Origin of the sequence: Clostridium sp. (assembly GCF_036569345.1) — a bacterium.
Classification (GTDB): Bacteria; Bacillota; Clostridia; order Clostridiales; family Clostridiaceae; genus Clostridium_AD.
The window spans coordinates 43795-62168 of sequence record NZ_DATCQT010000185.1; the positions used below are offsets into that span (position 1 = coordinate 43795).

Below are 18374 nucleotides of genomic sequence, written 5' to 3' on the forward strand. Positions count from 1 at the left end.
ATTTATGAATTTAATTTATAAACAGTAATGACAGCATTAGGTATTTTAAATTTACTACTTAAAAGCTTCTTTATTTTATTTCCTTGTTCATCTTGCAAAACATTTTTATTTCCTACATTTACATTTTTAGTATTTATTACTATATTTTTGATGTTTTGAACTCCTTTTTCCACAATTTCAATTTCAACATTTTTAATATCGAATGTTCCATCTTTACTATCATATACAATCTGTATATCAGCATTGTACTTATTTTCCGGATAAGTTTCTTCTAAACTCAATAAACATTCATTTTCTAGATTCTTTTTAAAATTTTCTGTAGTATTTATTATGTTAATGTCTTTATACTTTTTAATATCTACATTGGCGGTACTACTCTCCATGTAACTTGTTGCTTTACTTGAATAAGAATTTATATCAAAATTTTTATCAAACATCTTCATTATAGGGTTTATTATTACTACAATTAACATCAGTCCTAAAACAAATTTCGCATATTTTTTCATACTATTATCTGGCAAGATCATCTCCACCGCGGTAATAAAAAATACAGCAATGGTAATGTTTGTTATCCAGACTTTCAATAATTCTATCAAATTGTCACCACCTCCTTTATAATTAAGTGAACGCCTGACGGATGAATCCTAACAATCAGTAATTTTTAGCCCATTATTATACCTTTTCCAGTGGAAGCTACTATTGCAACCATTATGAAAAACATTACACTTACTGATATTACGCAAGACATTAAAAGTAGAATAGAATCTCCTACAGAATTTATACAATCTACTGTTCGCTCATCACTTATAGGTTCAATTAGTGCAGCTGCTGCTTTATATAAGAAAGCCATAATTAACAATTTTATAATAGGGAATAATACTATTATTATAAGAATAATTAACCCAAGACCACTTATTGCATTTTTTAGAAGAAGTGAGTATCCGGCTACAGTAGAAATTGCATCAGATAAACATTTTCCAACTACAGGTATAAAATTATCTACTGCAAATTTTGCTGTTTTTATAGTAACCTGATCTATAGTTTTTGCAGCTATGCTTCTTAAAGTAATTACCCCAATAAATACTGTCATCACTATTCCCTGAATCCAAATAGCAATTTGTTTTAGAAGTTTTGTTAAATTTTTTATTTTATAATCACTGGATATGTTTTTTACAAATTGTAATACAAAGCTCATAAATATTATAGGAATGATAATATCTACATAGATTCTAGAACTTACAGTAGCAAAACCCATTATTACAGGATCAAGTAAGGTTGCCTCTGCAAATCCTCCTACAGTTGCTAAGAGCATCATTAAAACTGGGATAAGTGCCGCCATAAAATCTGCCATATTAAGTATGGTGGTTTTAGTTAGTTCCACTACTATATAAAAACTTTTAGTTATCATCACAATCATTACACCATAACATGCAAAATAAGCGATGTTAGACAAACTCTCTTTGTTAAAAGCACTTTGAAGATTATGAAGCAACGCGCAAATAACCGCTATAATCATAAGGCTTCCAATTAACTCCATTGAAGCAATAACTTCTTTAAATGTGTATTTAATAACATAATTCGAAATTTCTTTAAAACTAAATCCGTTTTCACCAGTCTTTATAAATTGTTCTACAAAAGCTCGAGGCTCCATATCATTAAATATTTCATATTTCGTTTTTACATTAGAAATATAATCATATAAATTGCTTATTTCCTGTTGTTCTTTTACTCCTACTTTGCCTATCTCTGTAGCTTGTACACTAATAGGCAAACATATTAAAAATAGTAAAATCAATAATATTTTTTTCATATTATACCTCTTCGTCAAAATTAGTAATATTTTTTTCATATCAACATCTACATTATCTTCAAAATAGATTGCATTACCGCCATTAAGATAGGTATTGCCAAAACTAATATCAATATTTTTCCAGAAAATTCAACCTTTGCTGCAATACTACTCTCGCCAGCATCTTTGCAAATCTCACTGCAAAAGGAAGCTAAATAAGCAATGCCTAGTATTTTAAAAACCGTGTTTAAATAAATAACATCAATATTTGCCTTATTTGCTAGTGTTTGCATAAAACCCATTATTATTGTAAGCTTATTAACCATAAATAAAAAAATCAATATTCCTGCTACAATACTAACTTGAATTGCTAGATCATCCCTTCTGCCTTTGAAAATAAGCACGATAAATAATGCCGTAAAAGCAAATGCAACAACTTTGATTATTTCCATAATCTCCTCCTTGCCTGTCTCTATAAGCAGATAACAATTATAAATTGTTGTCCTACTTGTCCTAAAATTGAAACAAAGTTTTTACAGAACTAAACAGGTTGTTTACTAAATTTATAACCATCATAAGAAGCAGAATTATCCCCGCTAAATTTGCAACTACAGCGATGTCATCCTTACCACCACTTTTTAAAATCTTATCTATTATAATAATCAGAATACCTGTTGCACCTATTTTAAATAGCAAACTTACATCTAACACGTGTTAACCCCCCCTATATTAATGCTATTACAAGCATTGCCCCAAAAGAAAATCCTAAATATCTATACATTTTTATATTTTTGTTCATAAATTCTTCTGATATCTTAATTTGCTTTTTTAAATTTGCTATTGTAAGCGAAAACATGCTATTTTGACCTTGTATATCAGATTCCCCCAGTGTCTTAGATAAATCCAAAATAACATTTATATCATCGGCATTTAGATACATTTTATTTTTTGTTGCATTCACAGCACTATTCATAGCCTCATATACATTTTCATATTCATTGTCAGACAGCAATTCACTTGTTTTATTAAAAAGTTCATTAATAGGCTCTTTGCTTTTACTTGCTATACTTTTAAATGCATCTGGCAAAAGAGCATGTACATAAGTTATTTCATTTTGAAGTTGGTAAATTGCTCTTTGAACTTCATTTAGTTGAAATACTCTATATTTAAGCCGTTCACTGTATATAAATCCAGCCATTGTTGAAGCACCCAAAATTACAATACATGCAATTATTTTAATCATATTATGACCTCCACATATCTGTGCCTTTAGTAAAATCATAAATACATTCTATTGTCCCAATTCCTCTTTTGTTGTTAAGCACAATTCCCCTAGTAAATACATAGTTTTCCATGATATCTTTAAAAACTAATCTTTTATACAAGTCCTCAATTCCAAAACCATGAATAGTTGTAATTAGACTGATTCCAGAATTCAGTGCCATTAGAATACTCTCCATATCCTTTTGGGTACCTATTTCATCACAAACTATCACATCAGGTGACATACTTCTAATTGCCATCATAATTCCTTGACTCTTAGGACAATTATCTAATACATCCGACCTAATGCCTACGTCCATTTGGGGTATTCCTTTAAAAGAACCAGCTATTTCAGACCTCTCATCAATAATAGAAACATTTTTTCCATGGAATTTTTTATCTCTATCCCCTTGTGATATCTGTCTGGAAATATCTCTAAGTAAAGTAGTTTTTCCACATTTGGGTGGAGATATAATTATTGTATTGTAAACCGAATTATTATTAGTAATATATGGCATTACTTTATCAGCACAACCAATAATTTCTTTACATGCTCTTATATTTATAGACGATATGTCTTTAATCGTTTTTATGCTATTATTTTCAATAACACAAATTCCACATAGTCCAACTCGGTGTCCACCTTTTATAGTTATATACCCCTGCCTAATTTCATCTTCAAAAGCATATATTGAGTAATTGCTTATCCTCTGCATTATGTATTTTATATCTTCTGGCGTTGCGATATAATCCCAGATTTCTTCTTTACTGCCAATGTGAATGGACAGAGGCTTGTTTACTTTTATCCTAATCTCTTCAAGTTGCTGTAAATTATGGACCTGTTCCAATTTGCTTCTAATATTTTTAGGTAATATTTCAAATAAATCATTAGTGACTAACATTTTTTTCGCCCTCCCATATATAATTTGTATTATATATTATCGTAAAATATTCCTCATAAATCAAAAATTTATTAACTTAAATAAGATTCATTTTACCAAATATATGTGCTGTGACCTAAAAAAAGAACAAAAAAAAAGGACCATCTCAAAATGATTTAAAAAATCATTTTTGAGATAGCCTCTCTTCTTTTTAAATTTAAACTCTTAGCATGTAATCGCCATTTCTAGTGTCTATTCTTATAGTTTCACCTTCATTAACAAACATTGGAACTTGAATTATTGCTCCTGTTTCTACAGTAGCTGGTTTTGTTACACTTGAAGATGTGTTTCCTTTAACACCTGGTTCAGTTGCAGTAATAAGTAATTCTACAAAGTTTGGAGCCTCTACTGAGAAAGCCTCATCCTTATAAAATTTTATTATAGCAAACATATTTTCTTTTAAGTATTTTATTGCATCTTCAACTTTTTCGTAGTTAAGTGGTATTTGTTCAAAAGTTTCTTGATCCATGAAGTAGTATAGTCCGTCAGCTGCATATAAATACTGCATTTCTTTTCTTTCTATAACTGCCTCTTGTAATTTTGTAGTTGGGTTAAACGTTTTTTCTGTAACCCCTGAGTTTATAACGTTTCTTAATTTAGTTCTTACAAATGCAGCTCCCTTACCAGGTTTTACATGTAAAAAATCTATTACGGTGTAAACTTGTCCACCTTCATCAAATGTAGTTCCTTTTCTTATGTCTCCCGCTGATATCATTTAGTATCCCTCCAAAATTCATTAATAATTCAATTAATCCATTTATATTATAATCTTACTAGCTGAAACCCTAACGCCTAAACGTAACCTTTATATATATTATCATATTTAGTATAGACTAACAATACTTGATTTATACACTTAAACACATATGGACTCTTTGAAAGGTATTCATACCACGTTTTATACCCCAGGCTTTCCATAAACATTATATATTAATATAAATTTGTATACATATACCTGATATAAGTCAATCCACTAATTAATAAAAGTAATATAAACATTCCAGTTGAACAATATTATTTTATCAAAATTAGATAATATTTGCAAATATATTTACTAATCACTTGTTTTTCAAAAAATCGATTTTTATAATTGTAATTTTCGAATCTTTATTTGTATTAATGCTTTTTATACTTAAAAAATTTTCACTTTCATTTAATGAACATAAGTAGCTGTACAATAATTTTATATCTCCCTTATAATTAACCTCCACATTACATATTCCATCTTCCAACATACTCATAGATTTAAATACAAAATTCTTATTTTTTCCTAGACATTCTATAATATCACTATATCCGTATTTATCTACATTATTAGTATTTTTAACATTCGGGGTACTAAATGCCTGATTTTTAACGTTAATAAATTTATTATTAACTAAAATAAATTTATAAGAGAATATAACCATTACCAAAACCAAAATAACTAACATCCATCTAGATCTTCTATTTTTATACATTTTTAAACCTCTAATATAACTTTGAAGTTAAATTTCCCTTCATTTTTAATATTTGGTGTTAATTTTATTATTGAATAATGATTTTCTATACTTCTTATAGCGTCATTAAATTCCTCATAACTTTTAATTTCAATGTCTATTTCTAAATTGTCTTTAGTTAAAATTATATTTTTATAACTTAAATTGTTTTTACTTAAAAAATCACTGAGTTCTTTGTATTTTTCAATAATAACTATATCGCGTTTAACATTTTTCTTTTCACTTATTTTATTATTTACATTATAAGTATTTGTATCTCTATCTTTTGTATTATTAGATATATTTAATATACAGCTAAGTAAAAAAATATTTATTATTAAAATTATCATACTAATTATTTTAATTTTTTTATTTTTTATTTTATTTTTTTCATCTAAATACCAATTAGGAATAAATGTTTCTTTTATCATATTATTTTATCCTTTTACTATAATATATTTTAGCAATTCTTCTCGTTTTAATTCATCTAAAATTTGACAAGATAATCCTAAATATTCAAACTTATCAATATTTAATTCTTTAACATTTGTGTAATATATTTTCTCGCACAATTTTGCATTAGCATTATATTGTTCTAAAAAGTCATCCATTATCTGTGAAAATTTCAACATTGACAATTCCTTAATACTTGCAATATGGTTAGCAACAATCTCTTCGTCATGGCATATTAAGAAATATAAATTATAATTATAATAAAAAACTAGTATATATTTTTTTACATTTATTTTACTTGAATAATAGTTTTTAAAGCAAAATTGAATTAAGTTTACTTTCTTCAAATTGATATTGTTATTTATGCTATTTTCTAAAATATCTAAATTATTACCCTTAAGACAAAAAACTAATATTTGCATATTAAATTCATCTTTTTTTATTAACTTATAGGTAAATACAATATTATCTATATCCTTATAATAATATCTTAACTCATTTTTAATCATATCATTTATTAGATATTTTTTAACTATTGGCAATGTTACCAGTTTAATATAAACTGTTTCACCTTCAACGAGAACATATAGATTTTTGTTTTTTATATCAACTTGGAAGTCTTTTATATTCTCATTGTCCTTGCAATATGTATTTTCATAAGAAATCTTGTTCACTTTATTTAAAATTCTGTGTTTAGAAAATTCCATACCCGAAATACTTTTCGGTGAAATTTCTAGAAACATATTTTTTCTAAATTTCATTATTTTCCTCCTTATTTAAGCGGACGTTCAGTTTTTATAAATACCATCTCAAAACTTCCGTCTATAACTGCTAAACTATAATAATCTTCTCTATTTCTACTAAGTTCGAAGGGTGTTGTAAAAATAAATTCATTTGTCGAATTAGGATGAGTCACCTTAGCCTTTCCATAAGTTACAATGCTACTTGTAGAATTAGGAAAGAACTTATTTATTTCTTTTTCTTTTATTTCTATACTATTTGCATTAATACAAGATAAAAATAAAGTCATTAAATACTCTTTGTCCTTTTGATAAGTATCTTCTATTTTATTAGCATCTGTTTTTTTAATACTATCCTCATTTAATATATATCTTTTAGCGCTGATAGAATACTTTACTTCTGCCATATATATATCAAATATTGACATCATAATGGCTAAACAGATAACCCCTATTAGAATTGTATAAATCAATATAAATCCCTTTTTAGTTTGCATTTTCTATCGCCAAACACCTCTCAATACTTTGACCATTCTTCCAAATCACTTTTATATAAAGAATTTTTCCGGATTTTATAGCCACAAAATCTTTTACATCATCTATAATAATATTATTTCCAGTCCCATTTTCTGTATTAGGGAAAATACGTACGTCTTCGTTTACACATTTTATATACTTTGTGCTAATTCCTTTGTAATAATTTATATAAATAACATTCCCCTCAGTTTTTACTTTATATGCTGTCTGATTCACTTCTTTTTCTATTACTGCTATGGCTTCGTTTAAATAGTTAAAACCATTATCTTGTAATATGATATTTTTATAGCTTTTCTCATAAGATATAAGTATACTATCTACCACTCCCACCATTAGAAATACCAAGGCCATAGCAATCACTATTTCTATAAGCGTAAATCCCTTTTTTTTCATTTATGGTCACCTTTATAGAAATTACACTGAAATTCTAATATATCCTTATTCCCTCCAGCAAGTAATGATAGGCTTACTTTATAGACCTCCACCGTTGAGATATTTTTTATAAGATCGCTTTTTATATATGAACTTTCACTTACATGTAAGATATCTTTTACAAAATCACATTTTATATATGCATTTTCAACAAGTGCCTGGTTTGAAAACAATCCTATTCCACCTGTTTTAATTTTATCAAAATCCATATTCTCTTTGTTAATATATACTCTTTTCTCCGTTTCCAACTGCTTTAACTCAACAAATGTCATATTATATATAATATTATTTTTTAAAGCTTCAATTATTAAAACATTATTATTTATAGTTTTAATATCTTTTTTCATATTCAAAGAAGTTACGTCAAAGGACATCATACAAATAAAAATAATAGCAAATACACCTAGGCTACATATTACCTCCACTAATGTGAACCCTTTTTTAGTCAATGATTGAAACATAGCCTGTATCTACTTTCATGGTAATGTGATGGGTTTTTTCATTATTATCTTTTATAGTTATTGTAAATGCATCATTACTAAACCCATAATTATCAATTTGAATTTCTCCACCTTTTCGCCTTCCCGTAATTTCAAAGGATGTTATCTTATTTGATAGTATTAGTTTGTTTACCACTTTCATTTCATATGCTAACTTCATTTCCTTTTTTGTCATATCAAAATATATATTTGCAGTACAATAATTTTCTCTACAATATATTTTAGAATTATTTATAAAACTTACAACAGCACTACAAGCGTAATCTGAATCAACTTTATTTTTTAAAGTTTTATAATACCTAATTGAAACAACACTACATCCTCCAATTAAACTCATAATAGATAAAACTAAAATTATTTCAATTAATGTAAATCCCCTGCGCATAAATCCTCCTTATTATTCATTTAAACTTTACCTGCTGCATCCATAACATTGAGCATTGGTAGCATGACCGCGAGTACTATTGTCCCAATCATAATTCCTAAAAATATTATTAAAATTGGTTCTAGTAGCACTGTCGCTTTCTCTACATTTTCCTGTGCATCTTCATAGAAGACATCTGCTGCTGTTAAAAACATTCCATCTAAATTGCCCGTTTCTTCACCTATTTTTATCATAGATATAAAAAATTGTGGAAATAACTTCATTTCATTTAAGGAACTCCATAATTCTTTTCCATTTTTTATATTATAAGAAACTATTTTAAGTTTTAACTTAAAATAGTTATCACCAACAACATCATCAATTATTTCAAAAGACTTTAGTATTCCCACACCACTACTTAATAATATATTAAGTCCTCTAGAAAACCTTGAGAAAATAAGTCGTTTGTACACAGGACCTAATATTGGACAAATAAATTTAAATTTGTCAAAAACTATCTTGCCCTTTTCTGTTTTTACATATCGTGAAAAAATTAAAACTGTTATTAAAATAATTATCAAAATCCATAATAAATTACTGCTTGCAAAGTTACTTGCTCCCAAAACGAGTTTTGTTATTAGTGGAATATCTGCATCGAAAGAATTTAAATTAGTAATGAAGACTGGAATTACCTTTATAAGCAAAAACAATGATACTATCATTAATGTTAGAAATACAGTACATGGATAAATCATTGAATTCACTATTTTTTTTAAGAGTTTATTCTCTTTTTCATAATACTTAGATAATTCTTCTAAGATTATATCCAATTTTCCACTCTCCTCGCCTAAATAAATCATATTTATCATAAACTCAGGAAATACATTTGTAGTCTTTCTCATACTTTCAAAGAGGGAATTGCCTCTTTTTACATTTTCCCTAATGCTAATGAGACTGTTTTTTATGGATTTATGTAGCATTTGCTCATATAGTAAATTAAGAGTATCACATATGGGTATTCCTGCCTTAATGCATATTGAGAATTGCTTGCAAAATATAGATATCGTTTTTAAATTTGGTTTGGTATCAATTTCAGCTATTTTTTTTATAATCCTTGTTTTCATTAAAAATATTTCTTGCTTTCGTAATTGTAATGCTAATTCTTCAATACTATCACTATCAGTAATACCTTTTATTAACGTCCCATTCCATGTTTTAGCCAAATATTTATATTTCATATTATATTTCCCATCTTTGACTCCCTATTTCTTTATACACCTTATTTAAGACTATAGCTATAAGTAGCATTTACAAATTCTTCTATCGAGGTTATACCCTCAAGAACTAAAGTTTTACAGCTCTCGAAAAGTGAACTTAATCTTTTTTCATTACAATATTTCCAAAGCTCCTCGCTTATCCCACTTCTTGCTATAATTGATTTATGTATACTATCTAATTTTAACAACTCGTATATTACAGTCCTCCCTTTATATCCAGTTTCATTGCACTTATTGCATCCTAAAGCACTATAGGTTTTTTCTCCAGATTTGAATCCTAAATGAGAAAATTCATTATTAGTAATCTCATATTCAGTTTTACAGTATGAGCATAATTTTCTTACTAATCTTTGAGCTAATACTACAACTAATGAATCCGCAACAAGATATGCTGGAATACCCATGTCAATTAGCCTAGATATTGAGGCACTAGATCCATTTGTATGAAGCGTTGATAGCACAAGATGACCTGTTATAGAAGCTCTAACAGCTATTTGAGCAGTTTCTTCATCTCGTATCTCCCCGATCATGATAATATCGGGATCTTGCCTTAAAATACTACGTAATCCTGTTGAAAAAGTAAGACCCGCTTTATTATTTACATTTACTTGATTAATTCTTGGCATATTATATTCTATTGGATCTTCTATAGTAATAATATTTTTGCTTTTGCAATTAATTTCATTTAATAACGCATATAGAGTTGTTGATTTTCCACTTCCTGTAGGTCCTGCAACTATTATCATTCCATGAGAAAGCTTTAATATATCCCTTAAAATCGTAACTTTATCTGAGCTAAAACCTAATGAGTCTAAATTAATGAATCTTTCTGCTTTGTATAGAACTCTTATAACCAGTTTTTCTCCATACATTGTTGGCAGCGAGGATACCCTAAAATCGTAGTCTATTCCGTCTATATCCTCAGTTATCTTTCCATCTAGGGGAATTAATTTCGTAGCTATATCCATATTTGCCATTATTTTTATTCTTGTACATAATGATTTATATATATTACTAGGAATTTGATTTATTTCGTTTAGAATACCATCTACTCTCATTCTAATTATAGCAAAATCTTTAAAAGGCTCTAGATGGATATCACTAGCCTGTGCATTAACTGCCCTCTTTAGTAATGAGTTCGTTATCCTTATAACTGGTGCATCTTCAGTAGACAATGATGAATGAACATCTTCATTTTTTTGTTTAGCTTCTAGCATATATACTTTTTTCATTTCTTCAACTGCCACATCGACAATTTGTTTTCCATAGCAACTTTCAATTGCATCCGAAATATGACTCTCCAAGGCAAAGAATACTTTTATTTTTTTATTAGTTATAAATTTTAGTTCATCAATAACTTTTATTTCAAAAGGATTCGAAAATGCAACATGTACTTCATTGTCATTATCATAAAAAGGAATTAAATTATATTTTTGTGCTACCTCTTTTGATATTTGGTTATAGGCATCATTCTTGGTGAATTTAGATTCTAAATCAACATATGGTACGCCATAATCATTCTGTAGAACTAAAATGAACTCATTCAAATTCACTTTTATGTCACTGAGAATTATTTGTTCTTTACTACGATTGATTTTTTGTGAAAGTTCTACTACCTCTTTATACCGTTCTGATGTAATTAAGTTTTTTTCTAATAATGTTTGGAGTAAATTTTTTTTCATGTTATTTTACCTTTCCCAGTATGCAAGATTTGTAAAAGGATATCCTATTTGTAATTATTGTCATTCTTGGGTATTTTATTCACTTCCATAATCAAATTTTCTATAAAAAAACAACTGTACTATTAATAAATAGACAGTTGTTTTTGTTCTATTTTAAAAAATATTGACCGTCGAAGGTGATCTCTGCTGGACCTTCCATGATAACCTCCCCATTAAGAATCTCTATATTTAGTAATCCACCTGGGACCTGTACTGTAACTTTTTCCCCTGTATATCCTAGTCTATTTGCCGCTACCACCGATGCACAACTACCAGTACCACAGGCAAGTGTTGGTCCTGCACCTCTTTCCCAGGTTTTAACCTTTATCGTATTTTTGTCTACTACCTCGCAAAAATTCACATTTGTATTTTTAGGAAATAAACTGTGATGTTCAATGAATTTTCCTTCACTTACTTCATAATCATCATGTTTTCCAAAAACAATAGTATGTGGCACACCCATAAGCATTGACGTAATATAATACTCTTTATGGTTAATTTCTAGCTTTTTATTAATAATTTCTATGGATGATAATGCTGGTATACTTTCAGGACTAAAATTGTATTTTCCCATGTTTATAGTTACGCCTTCAGCAATTCCATCTTTAATACATATTCTCGCAAGTTTTACACCATCGCCAGTTTCTATTTTTATGTTTTCACCTGACACGTATTTTTTTCCCCATACATATTTAGCAAAACATCTTATACCATTACCACACATTGACGCATAAGAACCATCAGCATTAATAATAATCATTTGTATATCTGCTATATTACTTTTTCTAACCACTAAAATACCATCAGCACCTATTCCAAAGTGTCTATCACAAAGCTTGCTAGCTAATTCCTCTAAATTTACATATTTCCCTTCCAAATCCTCAATAACAATAAAATCATTTCCCGTTCCCTGCATTTTTGTAAAATTAATAATTTTCATATAACTCCTCCTTGCTATCCTTATGCCCTGACTTTTCAATAATTTTCTTTAATGGTATACTATTATTAACATTATAGTATATAATGTTTTATTTACAAAGCATAAATAAAGTTTATAATGATTAAACATAATGAAAGGATGATAAATATGGCACTAGATGGAATTTATTTATCTAGCCTCGTTGAGGAAATAAAAAATACAATTATAGATTGTAGAGTTGATAAAATAACCCAACCAGAAAAAGATGAAGTTATATTAAGTTTTAAAAAAAATAGAAAAGTCTATAAATTATTAATAAGTTCTAGCTCCAATTATCCTAGAATTCATTTTACAGACTTTAACAAACAAAACCCAATACAGGCGCCTAAATTTTGCATGGTTCTAAGAAAATATTTAAATACTGCCACCTTATTAGATGTTAGGCAACTAAATTCAGATCGATTATTAGTTATTGGTTTTAAATCCAGCGATGAATTAGGCTTTGACAGTGTTTACTCCTTAATAATTGAAATAATGGGTAGACACAGTAATATTAGTTTAGTTCGTACCCGAGATAATATAATTATGGATAGTATTAAACATGTTAGCTCAGACGTAAACAGTTATCGTGTTTTATATACGGGTGTAGAATATATATATCCTCCTGCGTCCACAAAATTAGATGTTTTTAATTGTGAGTTTGATGAATTCTATGAGTATATAACTGCTAAGGACATACCATTCACAGAAAAATTTTTCACGGGCAGCTTCACAGGAATAAGCTCTAACTTATCTTCAGAGATTTTGCACAGGTACTACGCAGAAAATACTGATTTTGATTTAGCCCATGCTAAAAACATTTATGCTTTTACAATAAACATGTTTAAAAACATACATGACAATGTATTTTTAGCTTCCTATTCTATTAATGGTGTATTAAAAGATTTCCACTCTGTGGAACTAACCTCTTTAAAAGATTATGAATATGAAAAATATGACTCACCATCGAAATTAATAGAGGATTTTTATTTTAGAAAAGATAAACATGATAGATTAAATGCTAAAAGCTCAAACCTTCAGAAGATAGTAAATAACAATATTAATCGTTGTGATAAAAAAGTGAAAATACTTAACAAAACCTTAAAAGACTGCAAAACTAAAGGTGATTATAAGTTAAATGGTGAACTACTAACTGCAAATATATACTCACTTAAAAAGGGTGACAAAGTTGCAAGTCTTATAAATTATTATAGTGAAAAAAGTGAGTACGTTCAAATAAAACTTGATGAACAAAAAACTCCATCACAAAATATTCAATACTATTACAAAAAGTATAATAAATTTAAGATAGCAGAAGAAATGGCTTTAATTCAAATGAATCTCACTAAAAACGAATTAAACTATCTTCATTCTGTACTAACTAACATAATTAATGTAGAAAACTATAACGGAATTGAAGATATTAAAAATGAATTAATAGAAACTGAATATATTACAGTAAAAAAACATAATAAAGCTAAAAAGGCAAAACCAACAAAACCTATGCACTTCATATCAAGTGATGGTATTGATATCTATGTTGGTAGAAATAATATTCAAAACGATTTATTAACATTAAAATTTGCCAATAAAAGTGATATGTGGCTACACACAAAAGATATACCTGGTTCTCATGTAATTATTAAAACCATTGATAATATACCTGAAACCACACTACTCGAGGCTGGAAACTTATCAGCATTTTATAGCAAATCTCAAAATTCCTCAAGTGTACCTGTTGATTACACTCAAGTGAGAAATGTAAAGAAACCCACAGGTGCAAAACCAGGCATGGTTATATACTCTACAAACAAAACTATGTATATAACGCCAAGTGAAAGTACGTTAGAAAGAGTTGACTAAAAAATAGGATTAATATTAACAAAGAAAAACGACTATATGCTAACATAGTCGTTTTTCTTTTATCTAAATGGTTTGTAAACATAAGTTACATAATAAATAATAACTTTTAATTGAAATTATCAACGAGAATAAATTTAACTACTTTTGATTAATTTCAATGCTCTGAACAAATTCAGCATTAACAAGTACGTTACATTTTTTAGTTTCAACCTCAATCCAATTATCAATTACATCAATTATTTTCCCTGCTACAACAACTATACCTGATGATCCTGTGCTTAATATCCTACAACATTGTCCTACACATTTTTTAATTACCTCGTTAGGCATGATAATTATCTCCTTTTTAATTGTATTACATTCATAATACCTTATTTTTACTAGTTTATATAATTATAGTCAAAAAATAAGACAAGAGATATACATATAATATATCCCTTGTCTTATCTTCATTTAGAAATCCTCATACCCATACCAATATCGGGTTAACGAGCTCTCTTTCCTATCCCTTGACCTTACCGCAGAGACATGCATAAAAGTATAAACTTTCTCCAAAGTGACTTGCAATAAGTAATGAAAAAACATTGAAATTCAATTTACTAATTCTTCTTTTTCCGATATAAATTTCTCGTAAGCCTGCCAGGACGGCAGGCTAGCAAACCTGAGCCAGGACGGCGAATGTGAGTGTTAGAGAAATTTATATAGGAAAAAGATTAGAATTTGTTAATTGAATTTCACGTTTCGATTTCTTATTTCAAATCACGTCCAGGAGTACTTTTATACTGGTCGCACCCTTAGTCTTCTTTTTTCTTCCTAGGAATTTCTTTTATATATTGATAATAATAACATAGTAATCTACCATTATATAATTTTCTGTTTTTATCTGCTTTTTTCCCAAATTCCTTTTGAAACTCACGATTAGATGTTATAACAAAGCAAGACCACTCATTTAAGCTTGAATACATTTCGCCAAGATCAACATGAAGTTTTTTTACCTCTTCTACCTCACCCAATCTTTCTCCATATGGTGGATTTGTAATTATAACCCCATATTTTTGCCTAGACGTAAACTCTTGCATTGGTATCTTTTGAAATTTTATAAATTCCTTAACTCCTGCTTTTTCAGCATTCTGACCTGCTGTCCTAAGTAGCGAGGCGTCAATATCTGATGCTAGTATATCAACTTCGTTTGGGTTTATAGTTTTTCTTGCGCCTTCTCGTACTTGCTCCCAAACATCCTTCTCTATATTGGGCCAAGTCTCACTCACAAATTCTCTGTTTAATCCTGGCGCCATGTTTTTCGCTATTAGGGCTGCTTCTATTGGAATAGTTCCCGAACCACAAAGTGGATCAGCTAAAACTCTTGAGCTATCCCATTTACTTATTAACACAAGGGCTGCAGCTAAAGTTTCCTTGAGTGGTGCCTCACCTGCATATTCTCTATATCCTCTCTTATGTAGTCCGACTCCTGAGGTATCTACGGATAGTGTTACTATATCTCTTAAAATTGCAACCTCTATCTTATAAACAGGACCATCTTCTGAAAACCACTCTTTATCATACTTTTTCTTCATTGATTCTACTACTGCCTTTTTTACTATGCCTTGACAATCTGGCACACTATGAAGCTGTGATTTTACTGATTTGCCTATAATATGCATTTTACCGTCTTCAGGTATTAAATTACCCCAATCTACTGCAAGTGTTCCTTGAAATAAGTCTTCGAAGGACAATGCCTTAAATTCAGCCATCTTGATATAAAGTCTCTCTGCGGTTCTAAGCCAAGTATTGCATATAGCAATATCCATTTCATCCCCTTCAAAAGTTACTCTTCCGTTTTCTACAATTAAATTTTCGTACCCTAGTACTTTTAGTTCCTTAGCTGTAACTGCTTCTATTCCAAAAGTAGTAGTGGCGATTAGTGTATACATCATATATTATCTCTCCTATTTCTTCTTATGCTTTTTGCTACTATCTCATATTATAATATCTCTATTTGTTATTATTGTCTAGAATTTTTAAATTAGACTTCTCTTTAAAAAAATAAAAGTGCCAGAATTACTCTGACACTTATGTTGGTAAATTTTATTAATTATCAGTCTTACTATTTACGGGTAAAATTAAGTTTAAAATTATACCAACCAAAGTCGCTAAAGCAACTCCTGCAATATCAACTTGTGCTCCGAAGAATGGGAACTTAATACCACCTCCACCAATACCTAAAACTATTATAACTGAAGCAATTATCAAATTTCTCTTTTTACTAAAATCAACTTTATCCTCCACAAAAATTCTAAAACCAGAGGATGCAATTATTCCAAATAACATTACGCTAACTCCCCCAATTACAGGTAGTGGAATATTACCTATTACTTCAGAAACTGGACCTATGAAGGATAATATAATTGCAATTATAGCAGCCCCTCCAATTACCCAAACACTGTATACCTTTGTAATTGCCATAACTCCTATATTTTCACCGTAAGTCGTATTAGGAGGCCCACCTACAAAACCAGCAAACATTGTAGCAATACCATCTCCCATAATTGATCTATGAAGCCCTGGATCTTTTGCAAAGTCGCGTCCACAAACATTACTTGTAACATATACATGTCCAATATGTTCAGCTAAAGTTACAAAAGCAACTGGAGCCATAAGCATTATAGCATTTATGTTAAAGGTTGGGAAAACAAAACTCGGTAATCTAATAAACTCTGCAGCCCCTATTTTTGTTAGAACTTCCTGTGGAATTACTCCTAAAATTATAGAAAGTATATATCCAACTGCCATGGCAATCAAAATCGGTACTACCCCGAAAAATCCTTTAAAATACATAGAGCCCATTATTGCTGTTCCTAAAGTTACCATTGATACTAATATCCATGTGGCTCTAGATACACCTTCAAGTGTTGGGCTTGTAAAGGTTGCATTTAATCCTGACCAATTTATTGCGGTGCCAGCTAAGCTAAGTCCTATTACAATTACAACAGAACCTACCACAACTGGGGATAAAATTCTATCTAACCATTTAGTTCCTACAAGCTTAATAATTAATGCTACGATTACGTATACCAACCCCGAAGCAATAATACCAGATAGCATAGAACTTTGTCCATATAACTTTGTAGCTACACCCATGGGTCCTATAAATGCAAAGGATGAACCTACATATGCCGGAAGCCTAGCTTTTGTACATAAAATATACAAAAGTGTTCCCACACCGCTACAAAATAGTGCAATTGAAGGACTAAGACCTGTGAGCATTGGTACAAGAATAGTTGCCCCAACCATTGCAAACAAGTGCTGGAAACTTAATGGGAGAGTCTTTAATATGGGTAATTTTTCATCAACATCTATGAAATCTTTCATTTGTTCCTCCTTTTAGTCTCGCTGGACTATATTAAAAGATTATGTATCCTCCTTGAAGCTATATCTTTAAAGTTCATATATACTAACTGAATCTTTTTCATCAATTTCTAAAAGTTCAACAGAAATCATCTCTTTGCCTGAAGTAGGTATATTTTTTCCTACATAGTCTGCTCTAATAGGTAGCTCTCTATGCCCTCTATCTACTAAAACGGCTAATTGTATCATTTGAGGTCTACCATTATCTATTAATGCCTCTATTGCTGCTCTAGCAGTTCTTCCAGTATACAATACATCATCTACTAAAATTATTTTTTTACCTCTTACCTCTATTTCTAAATTATTATTTAATACTGGCTGATTGTGTATTGATGTAAGGTCATCTCTATATAAAGTAATATCAACGCTGCTTACTGGAACTTTGATTCCCTCAAACTTCTCTATTAAAAGAGCAATTCTTTCTGCTATTGGTACCCCTCGCCTTTTAATTCCTACAAGAATAATATTTTCTATTCCTTTATTTTTTTCTACAATTTCATGTGCCACTCTTGTAAGTGTTCTTTCAATTGCTTTTTCATCTAATAACACTGATTTAAATTCCATTATTTCACCCCCTATAAATAGTATTATTTATTCTAATTTACCAATATAAAAAGCCTTTACCAAAAGGTAAAGGCATACTATACTTGTTT

At 29.2% G+C, this 18374-nt stretch carries 22 protein-coding genes; 1 reads left to right on the plus strand and 21 read right to left on the minus strand.

Annotated features, from left to right (window positions below; genetic code table 11):
• Positions 1 to 2: 2 nt before the first annotated feature.
• From spoIIIAF to dapF, 17 genes are all read right to left on the minus strand, one after another.
• Complete coding sequence (spoIIIAF, locus tag VIM70_RS19780) at positions 3 to 596, minus strand: stage III sporulation protein AF (RefSeq protein ID WP_331947504.1); 594 nt, start codon at positions 594 to 596, stop codon at positions 3 to 5.
• 65 nt (positions 597 to 661) lie between these two features.
• Positions 662 to 1810, minus strand: a complete 1149-nt coding sequence (gene spoIIIAE / locus VIM70_RS19785) for a stage III sporulation protein AE (protein WP_331947505.1) — start codon at positions 1808 to 1810, stop codon at positions 662 to 664.
• 47 nt (positions 1811 to 1857) lie between these two features.
• The gene (gene spoIIIAD / locus VIM70_RS19790; protein WP_331947506.1) at positions 1858 to 2241 is read right to left on the minus strand and encodes a stage III sporulation protein AD; all 384 of its coding nucleotides are present in this window, start codon (positions 2239 to 2241) and stop codon (positions 1858 to 1860) included.
• A 61-nt stretch (positions 2242 to 2302) separates the two neighbouring features.
• The gene (gene spoIIIAC, locus VIM70_RS19795) at positions 2303 to 2500 is read right to left on the minus strand and encodes a stage III sporulation protein AC (RefSeq protein WP_331947507.1); all 198 of its coding nucleotides are present in this window, start codon (positions 2498 to 2500) and stop codon (positions 2303 to 2305) included.
• Between the two features lie 13 nt (positions 2501 to 2513).
• On the minus strand, positions 2514 to 3032 hold the full coding sequence (gene spoIIIAB, locus VIM70_RS19800) for a stage III sporulation protein SpoIIIAB (RefSeq protein WP_331947508.1): 519 nt from the start codon (positions 3030 to 3032) through the stop codon (positions 2514 to 2516).
• A 1-nt stretch (position 3033) separates the two neighbouring features.
• A complete protein-coding gene (gene spoIIIAA / locus VIM70_RS19805; RefSeq protein ID WP_331947509.1) occupies positions 3034 to 3954 on the minus strand; it encodes a stage III sporulation protein AA in 921 nt (306 codons plus the stop codon).
• A 196-nt stretch (positions 3955 to 4150) separates the two neighbouring features.
• Positions 4151 to 4708, minus strand: coding sequence for an elongation factor P (efp, locus tag VIM70_RS19810; protein WP_331947510.1), 558 nt, complete (start codon positions 4706 to 4708; stop codon positions 4151 to 4153).
• A 343-nt stretch (positions 4709 to 5051) separates the two neighbouring features.
• Positions 5052 to 5453 (minus strand): hypothetical protein, encoded by a 402-nt coding sequence (locus VIM70_RS19815; RefSeq protein WP_331947511.1) that lies wholly within the window; start codon positions 5451 to 5453, stop codon positions 5052 to 5054.
• A gap of 2 nt (positions 5454 to 5455) precedes the next feature.
• Entirely contained in the window at positions 5456 to 5902 is a 447-nt protein-coding gene (locus tag VIM70_RS19820; protein ID WP_331947512.1) for a hypothetical protein, read from the minus strand.
• 6 nt (positions 5903 to 5908) lie between these two features.
• Positions 5909 to 6685, minus strand: a complete 777-nt coding sequence (locus tag VIM70_RS19825) for a hypothetical protein (protein WP_331947513.1) — start codon at positions 6683 to 6685, stop codon at positions 5909 to 5911.
• Positions 6686 to 6696: 11 nt separating this feature from the next.
• Positions 6697 to 7161: a hypothetical protein gene (locus tag VIM70_RS19830; RefSeq protein WP_331947514.1), complete on the minus strand. Its 465-nt coding sequence runs from the start codon at positions 7159 to 7161 to the stop codon at positions 6697 to 6699.
• Complete coding sequence (locus VIM70_RS19835) at positions 7151 to 7594, minus strand: competence type IV pilus minor pilin ComGF (protein WP_331947515.1); 444 nt, start codon at positions 7592 to 7594, stop codon at positions 7151 to 7153. Before VIM70_RS19835 ends, VIM70_RS19830 begins: the two co-directional genes overlap by 11 nt.
• Entirely contained in the window at positions 7591 to 8094 is a 504-nt protein-coding gene (locus VIM70_RS19840; protein WP_331947516.1) for a type II secretion system protein, read from the minus strand. Before VIM70_RS19840 ends, VIM70_RS19835 begins: the two co-directional genes overlap by 4 nt.
• Positions 8075 to 8518 (minus strand): type II secretion system protein, encoded by a 444-nt coding sequence (locus tag VIM70_RS19845; protein WP_331947517.1) that lies wholly within the window; start codon positions 8516 to 8518, stop codon positions 8075 to 8077. Before VIM70_RS19845 ends, VIM70_RS19840 begins: the two co-directional genes overlap by 20 nt.
• A 20-nt stretch (positions 8519 to 8538) precedes the next feature.
• The gene (locus tag VIM70_RS19850) at positions 8539 to 9735 is read right to left on the minus strand and encodes a type II secretion system F family protein (protein WP_331947518.1); all 1197 of its coding nucleotides are present in this window, start codon (positions 9733 to 9735) and stop codon (positions 8539 to 8541) included.
• 41 nt (positions 9736 to 9776) lie between these two features.
• Positions 9777 to 11456, minus strand: coding sequence for a GspE/PulE family protein (locus tag VIM70_RS19855; RefSeq protein WP_331947519.1), 1680 nt, complete (start codon positions 11454 to 11456; stop codon positions 9777 to 9779).
• Positions 11457 to 11604: 148 nt separating this feature from the next.
• Positions 11605 to 12426 (minus strand): diaminopimelate epimerase, encoded by an 822-nt coding sequence (dapF, locus tag VIM70_RS19860; RefSeq protein WP_331947550.1) that lies wholly within the window; start codon positions 12424 to 12426, stop codon positions 11605 to 11607.
• Between the two features lie 156 nt (positions 12427 to 12582).
• Here dapF and VIM70_RS19865 point away from each other — a divergent pair, with 156 nt between their 5' ends.
• Positions 12583 to 14316 (plus strand): Rqc2 family fibronectin-binding protein, encoded by a 1734-nt coding sequence (locus VIM70_RS19865; protein ID WP_331947520.1) that lies wholly within the window; start codon positions 12583 to 12585, stop codon positions 14314 to 14316.
• 138 nt (positions 14317 to 14454) lie between these two features.
• On the opposite strand, the gene VIM70_RS19870 is transcribed toward VIM70_RS19865, so the two are convergent.
• The 4 genes from VIM70_RS19870 to pyrR form a co-directional block, all read right to left on the minus strand.
• Positions 14455 to 14646 (minus strand): hypothetical protein, encoded by a 192-nt coding sequence (locus tag VIM70_RS19870; RefSeq protein WP_331947521.1) that lies wholly within the window; start codon positions 14644 to 14646, stop codon positions 14455 to 14457.
• A gap of 464 nt (positions 14647 to 15110) precedes the next feature.
• Positions 15111 to 16250: a class I SAM-dependent RNA methyltransferase gene (locus VIM70_RS19875; RefSeq protein ID WP_331947522.1), complete on the minus strand. Its 1140-nt coding sequence runs from the start codon at positions 16248 to 16250 to the stop codon at positions 15111 to 15113.
• A gap of 154 nt (positions 16251 to 16404) precedes the next feature.
• Positions 16405 to 17685: a uracil permease gene (uraA, locus tag VIM70_RS19880; RefSeq protein ID WP_331947523.1), complete on the minus strand. Its 1281-nt coding sequence runs from the start codon at positions 17683 to 17685 to the stop codon at positions 16405 to 16407.
• 66 nt (positions 17686 to 17751) lie between these two features.
• Positions 17752 to 18285 (minus strand): bifunctional pyr operon transcriptional regulator/uracil phosphoribosyltransferase PyrR, encoded by a 534-nt coding sequence (gene pyrR, locus VIM70_RS19885; RefSeq protein WP_331947524.1) that lies wholly within the window; start codon positions 18283 to 18285, stop codon positions 17752 to 17754.
• Positions 18286 to 18374 lie beyond the last annotated feature (89 nt).

What these genes read in the sequence shown, in the direction of transcription:
- spoIIIAE (WP_331947505.1), bottom strand. Translation starts at nt 1,810, where the DNA reads ATGAAAAAAATATTATTGATTTTACTATTTTTAATATGTTTGCCTATT.
- spoIIIAD (WP_331947506.1), bottom strand. Translation starts at nt 2,241, where the DNA reads ATGGAAATAATCAAAGTTGTTGCATTTGCTTTTACGGCATTATTTATC.
- spoIIIAB (WP_331947508.1), bottom strand. Translation starts at nt 3,032, where the DNA reads ATGATTAAAATAATTGCATGTATTGTAATTTTGGGTGCTTCAACAATG.
- spoIIIAA (WP_331947509.1), bottom strand. Translation starts at nt 3,954, where the DNA reads ATGTTAGTCACTAATGATTTATTTGAAATATTACCTAAAAATATTAGA.
- efp (WP_331947510.1), bottom strand. Translation starts at nt 4,708, where the DNA reads ATGATATCAGCGGGAGACATAAGAAAAGGAACTACATTTGATGAAGGT.
- VIM70_RS19815 (WP_331947511.1), bottom strand. Translation starts at nt 5,453, where the DNA reads ATGTATAAAAATAGAAGATCTAGATGGATGTTAGTTATTTTGGTTTTG.
- VIM70_RS19820 (WP_331947512.1), bottom strand. Translation starts at nt 5,902, where the DNA reads ATGATAAAAGAAACATTTATTCCTAATTGGTATTTAGATGAAAAAAAT.
- VIM70_RS19825 (WP_331947513.1), bottom strand. Translation starts at nt 6,685, where the DNA reads ATGAAATTTAGAAAAAATATGTTTCTAGAAATTTCACCGAAAAGTATT.
- VIM70_RS19830 (WP_331947514.1), bottom strand. Translation starts at nt 7,161, where the DNA reads ATGCAAACTAAAAAGGGATTTATATTGATTTATACAATTCTAATAGGG.
- VIM70_RS19835 (WP_331947515.1), bottom strand. Translation starts at nt 7,594, where the DNA reads ATGAAAAAAAAGGGATTTACGCTTATAGAAATAGTGATTGCTATGGCC.
- VIM70_RS19840 (WP_331947516.1), bottom strand. Translation starts at nt 8,094, where the DNA reads ATGTTTCAATCATTGACTAAAAAAGGGTTCACATTAGTGGAGGTAATA.
- VIM70_RS19845 (WP_331947517.1), bottom strand. Translation starts at nt 8,518, where the DNA reads ATGCGCAGGGGATTTACATTAATTGAAATAATTTTAGTTTTATCTATT.
- VIM70_RS19850 (WP_331947518.1), bottom strand. Translation starts at nt 9,735, where the DNA reads ATGAAATATAAATATTTGGCTAAAACATGGAATGGGACGTTAATAAAA.
- VIM70_RS19855 (WP_331947519.1), bottom strand. Translation starts at nt 11,456, where the DNA reads ATGAAAAAAAATTTACTCCAAACATTATTAGAAAAAAACTTAATTACA.
- VIM70_RS19865 (WP_331947520.1), top strand. Translation starts at nt 12,583, where the DNA reads ATGGCACTAGATGGAATTTATTTATCTAGCCTCGTTGAGGAAATAAAA.
- VIM70_RS19870 (WP_331947521.1), bottom strand. Translation starts at nt 14,646, where the DNA reads ATGCCTAACGAGGTAATTAAAAAATGTGTAGGACAATGTTGTAGGATA.
- VIM70_RS19875 (WP_331947522.1), bottom strand. Translation starts at nt 16,250, where the DNA reads ATGATGTATACACTAATCGCCACTACTACTTTTGGAATAGAAGCAGTT.
- uraA (WP_331947523.1), bottom strand. Translation starts at nt 17,685, where the DNA reads ATGAAAGATTTCATAGATGTTGATGAAAAATTACCCATATTAAAGACT.
- pyrR (WP_331947524.1), bottom strand. Translation starts at nt 18,285, where the DNA reads ATGGAATTTAAATCAGTGTTATTAGATGAAAAAGCAATTGAAAGAACA.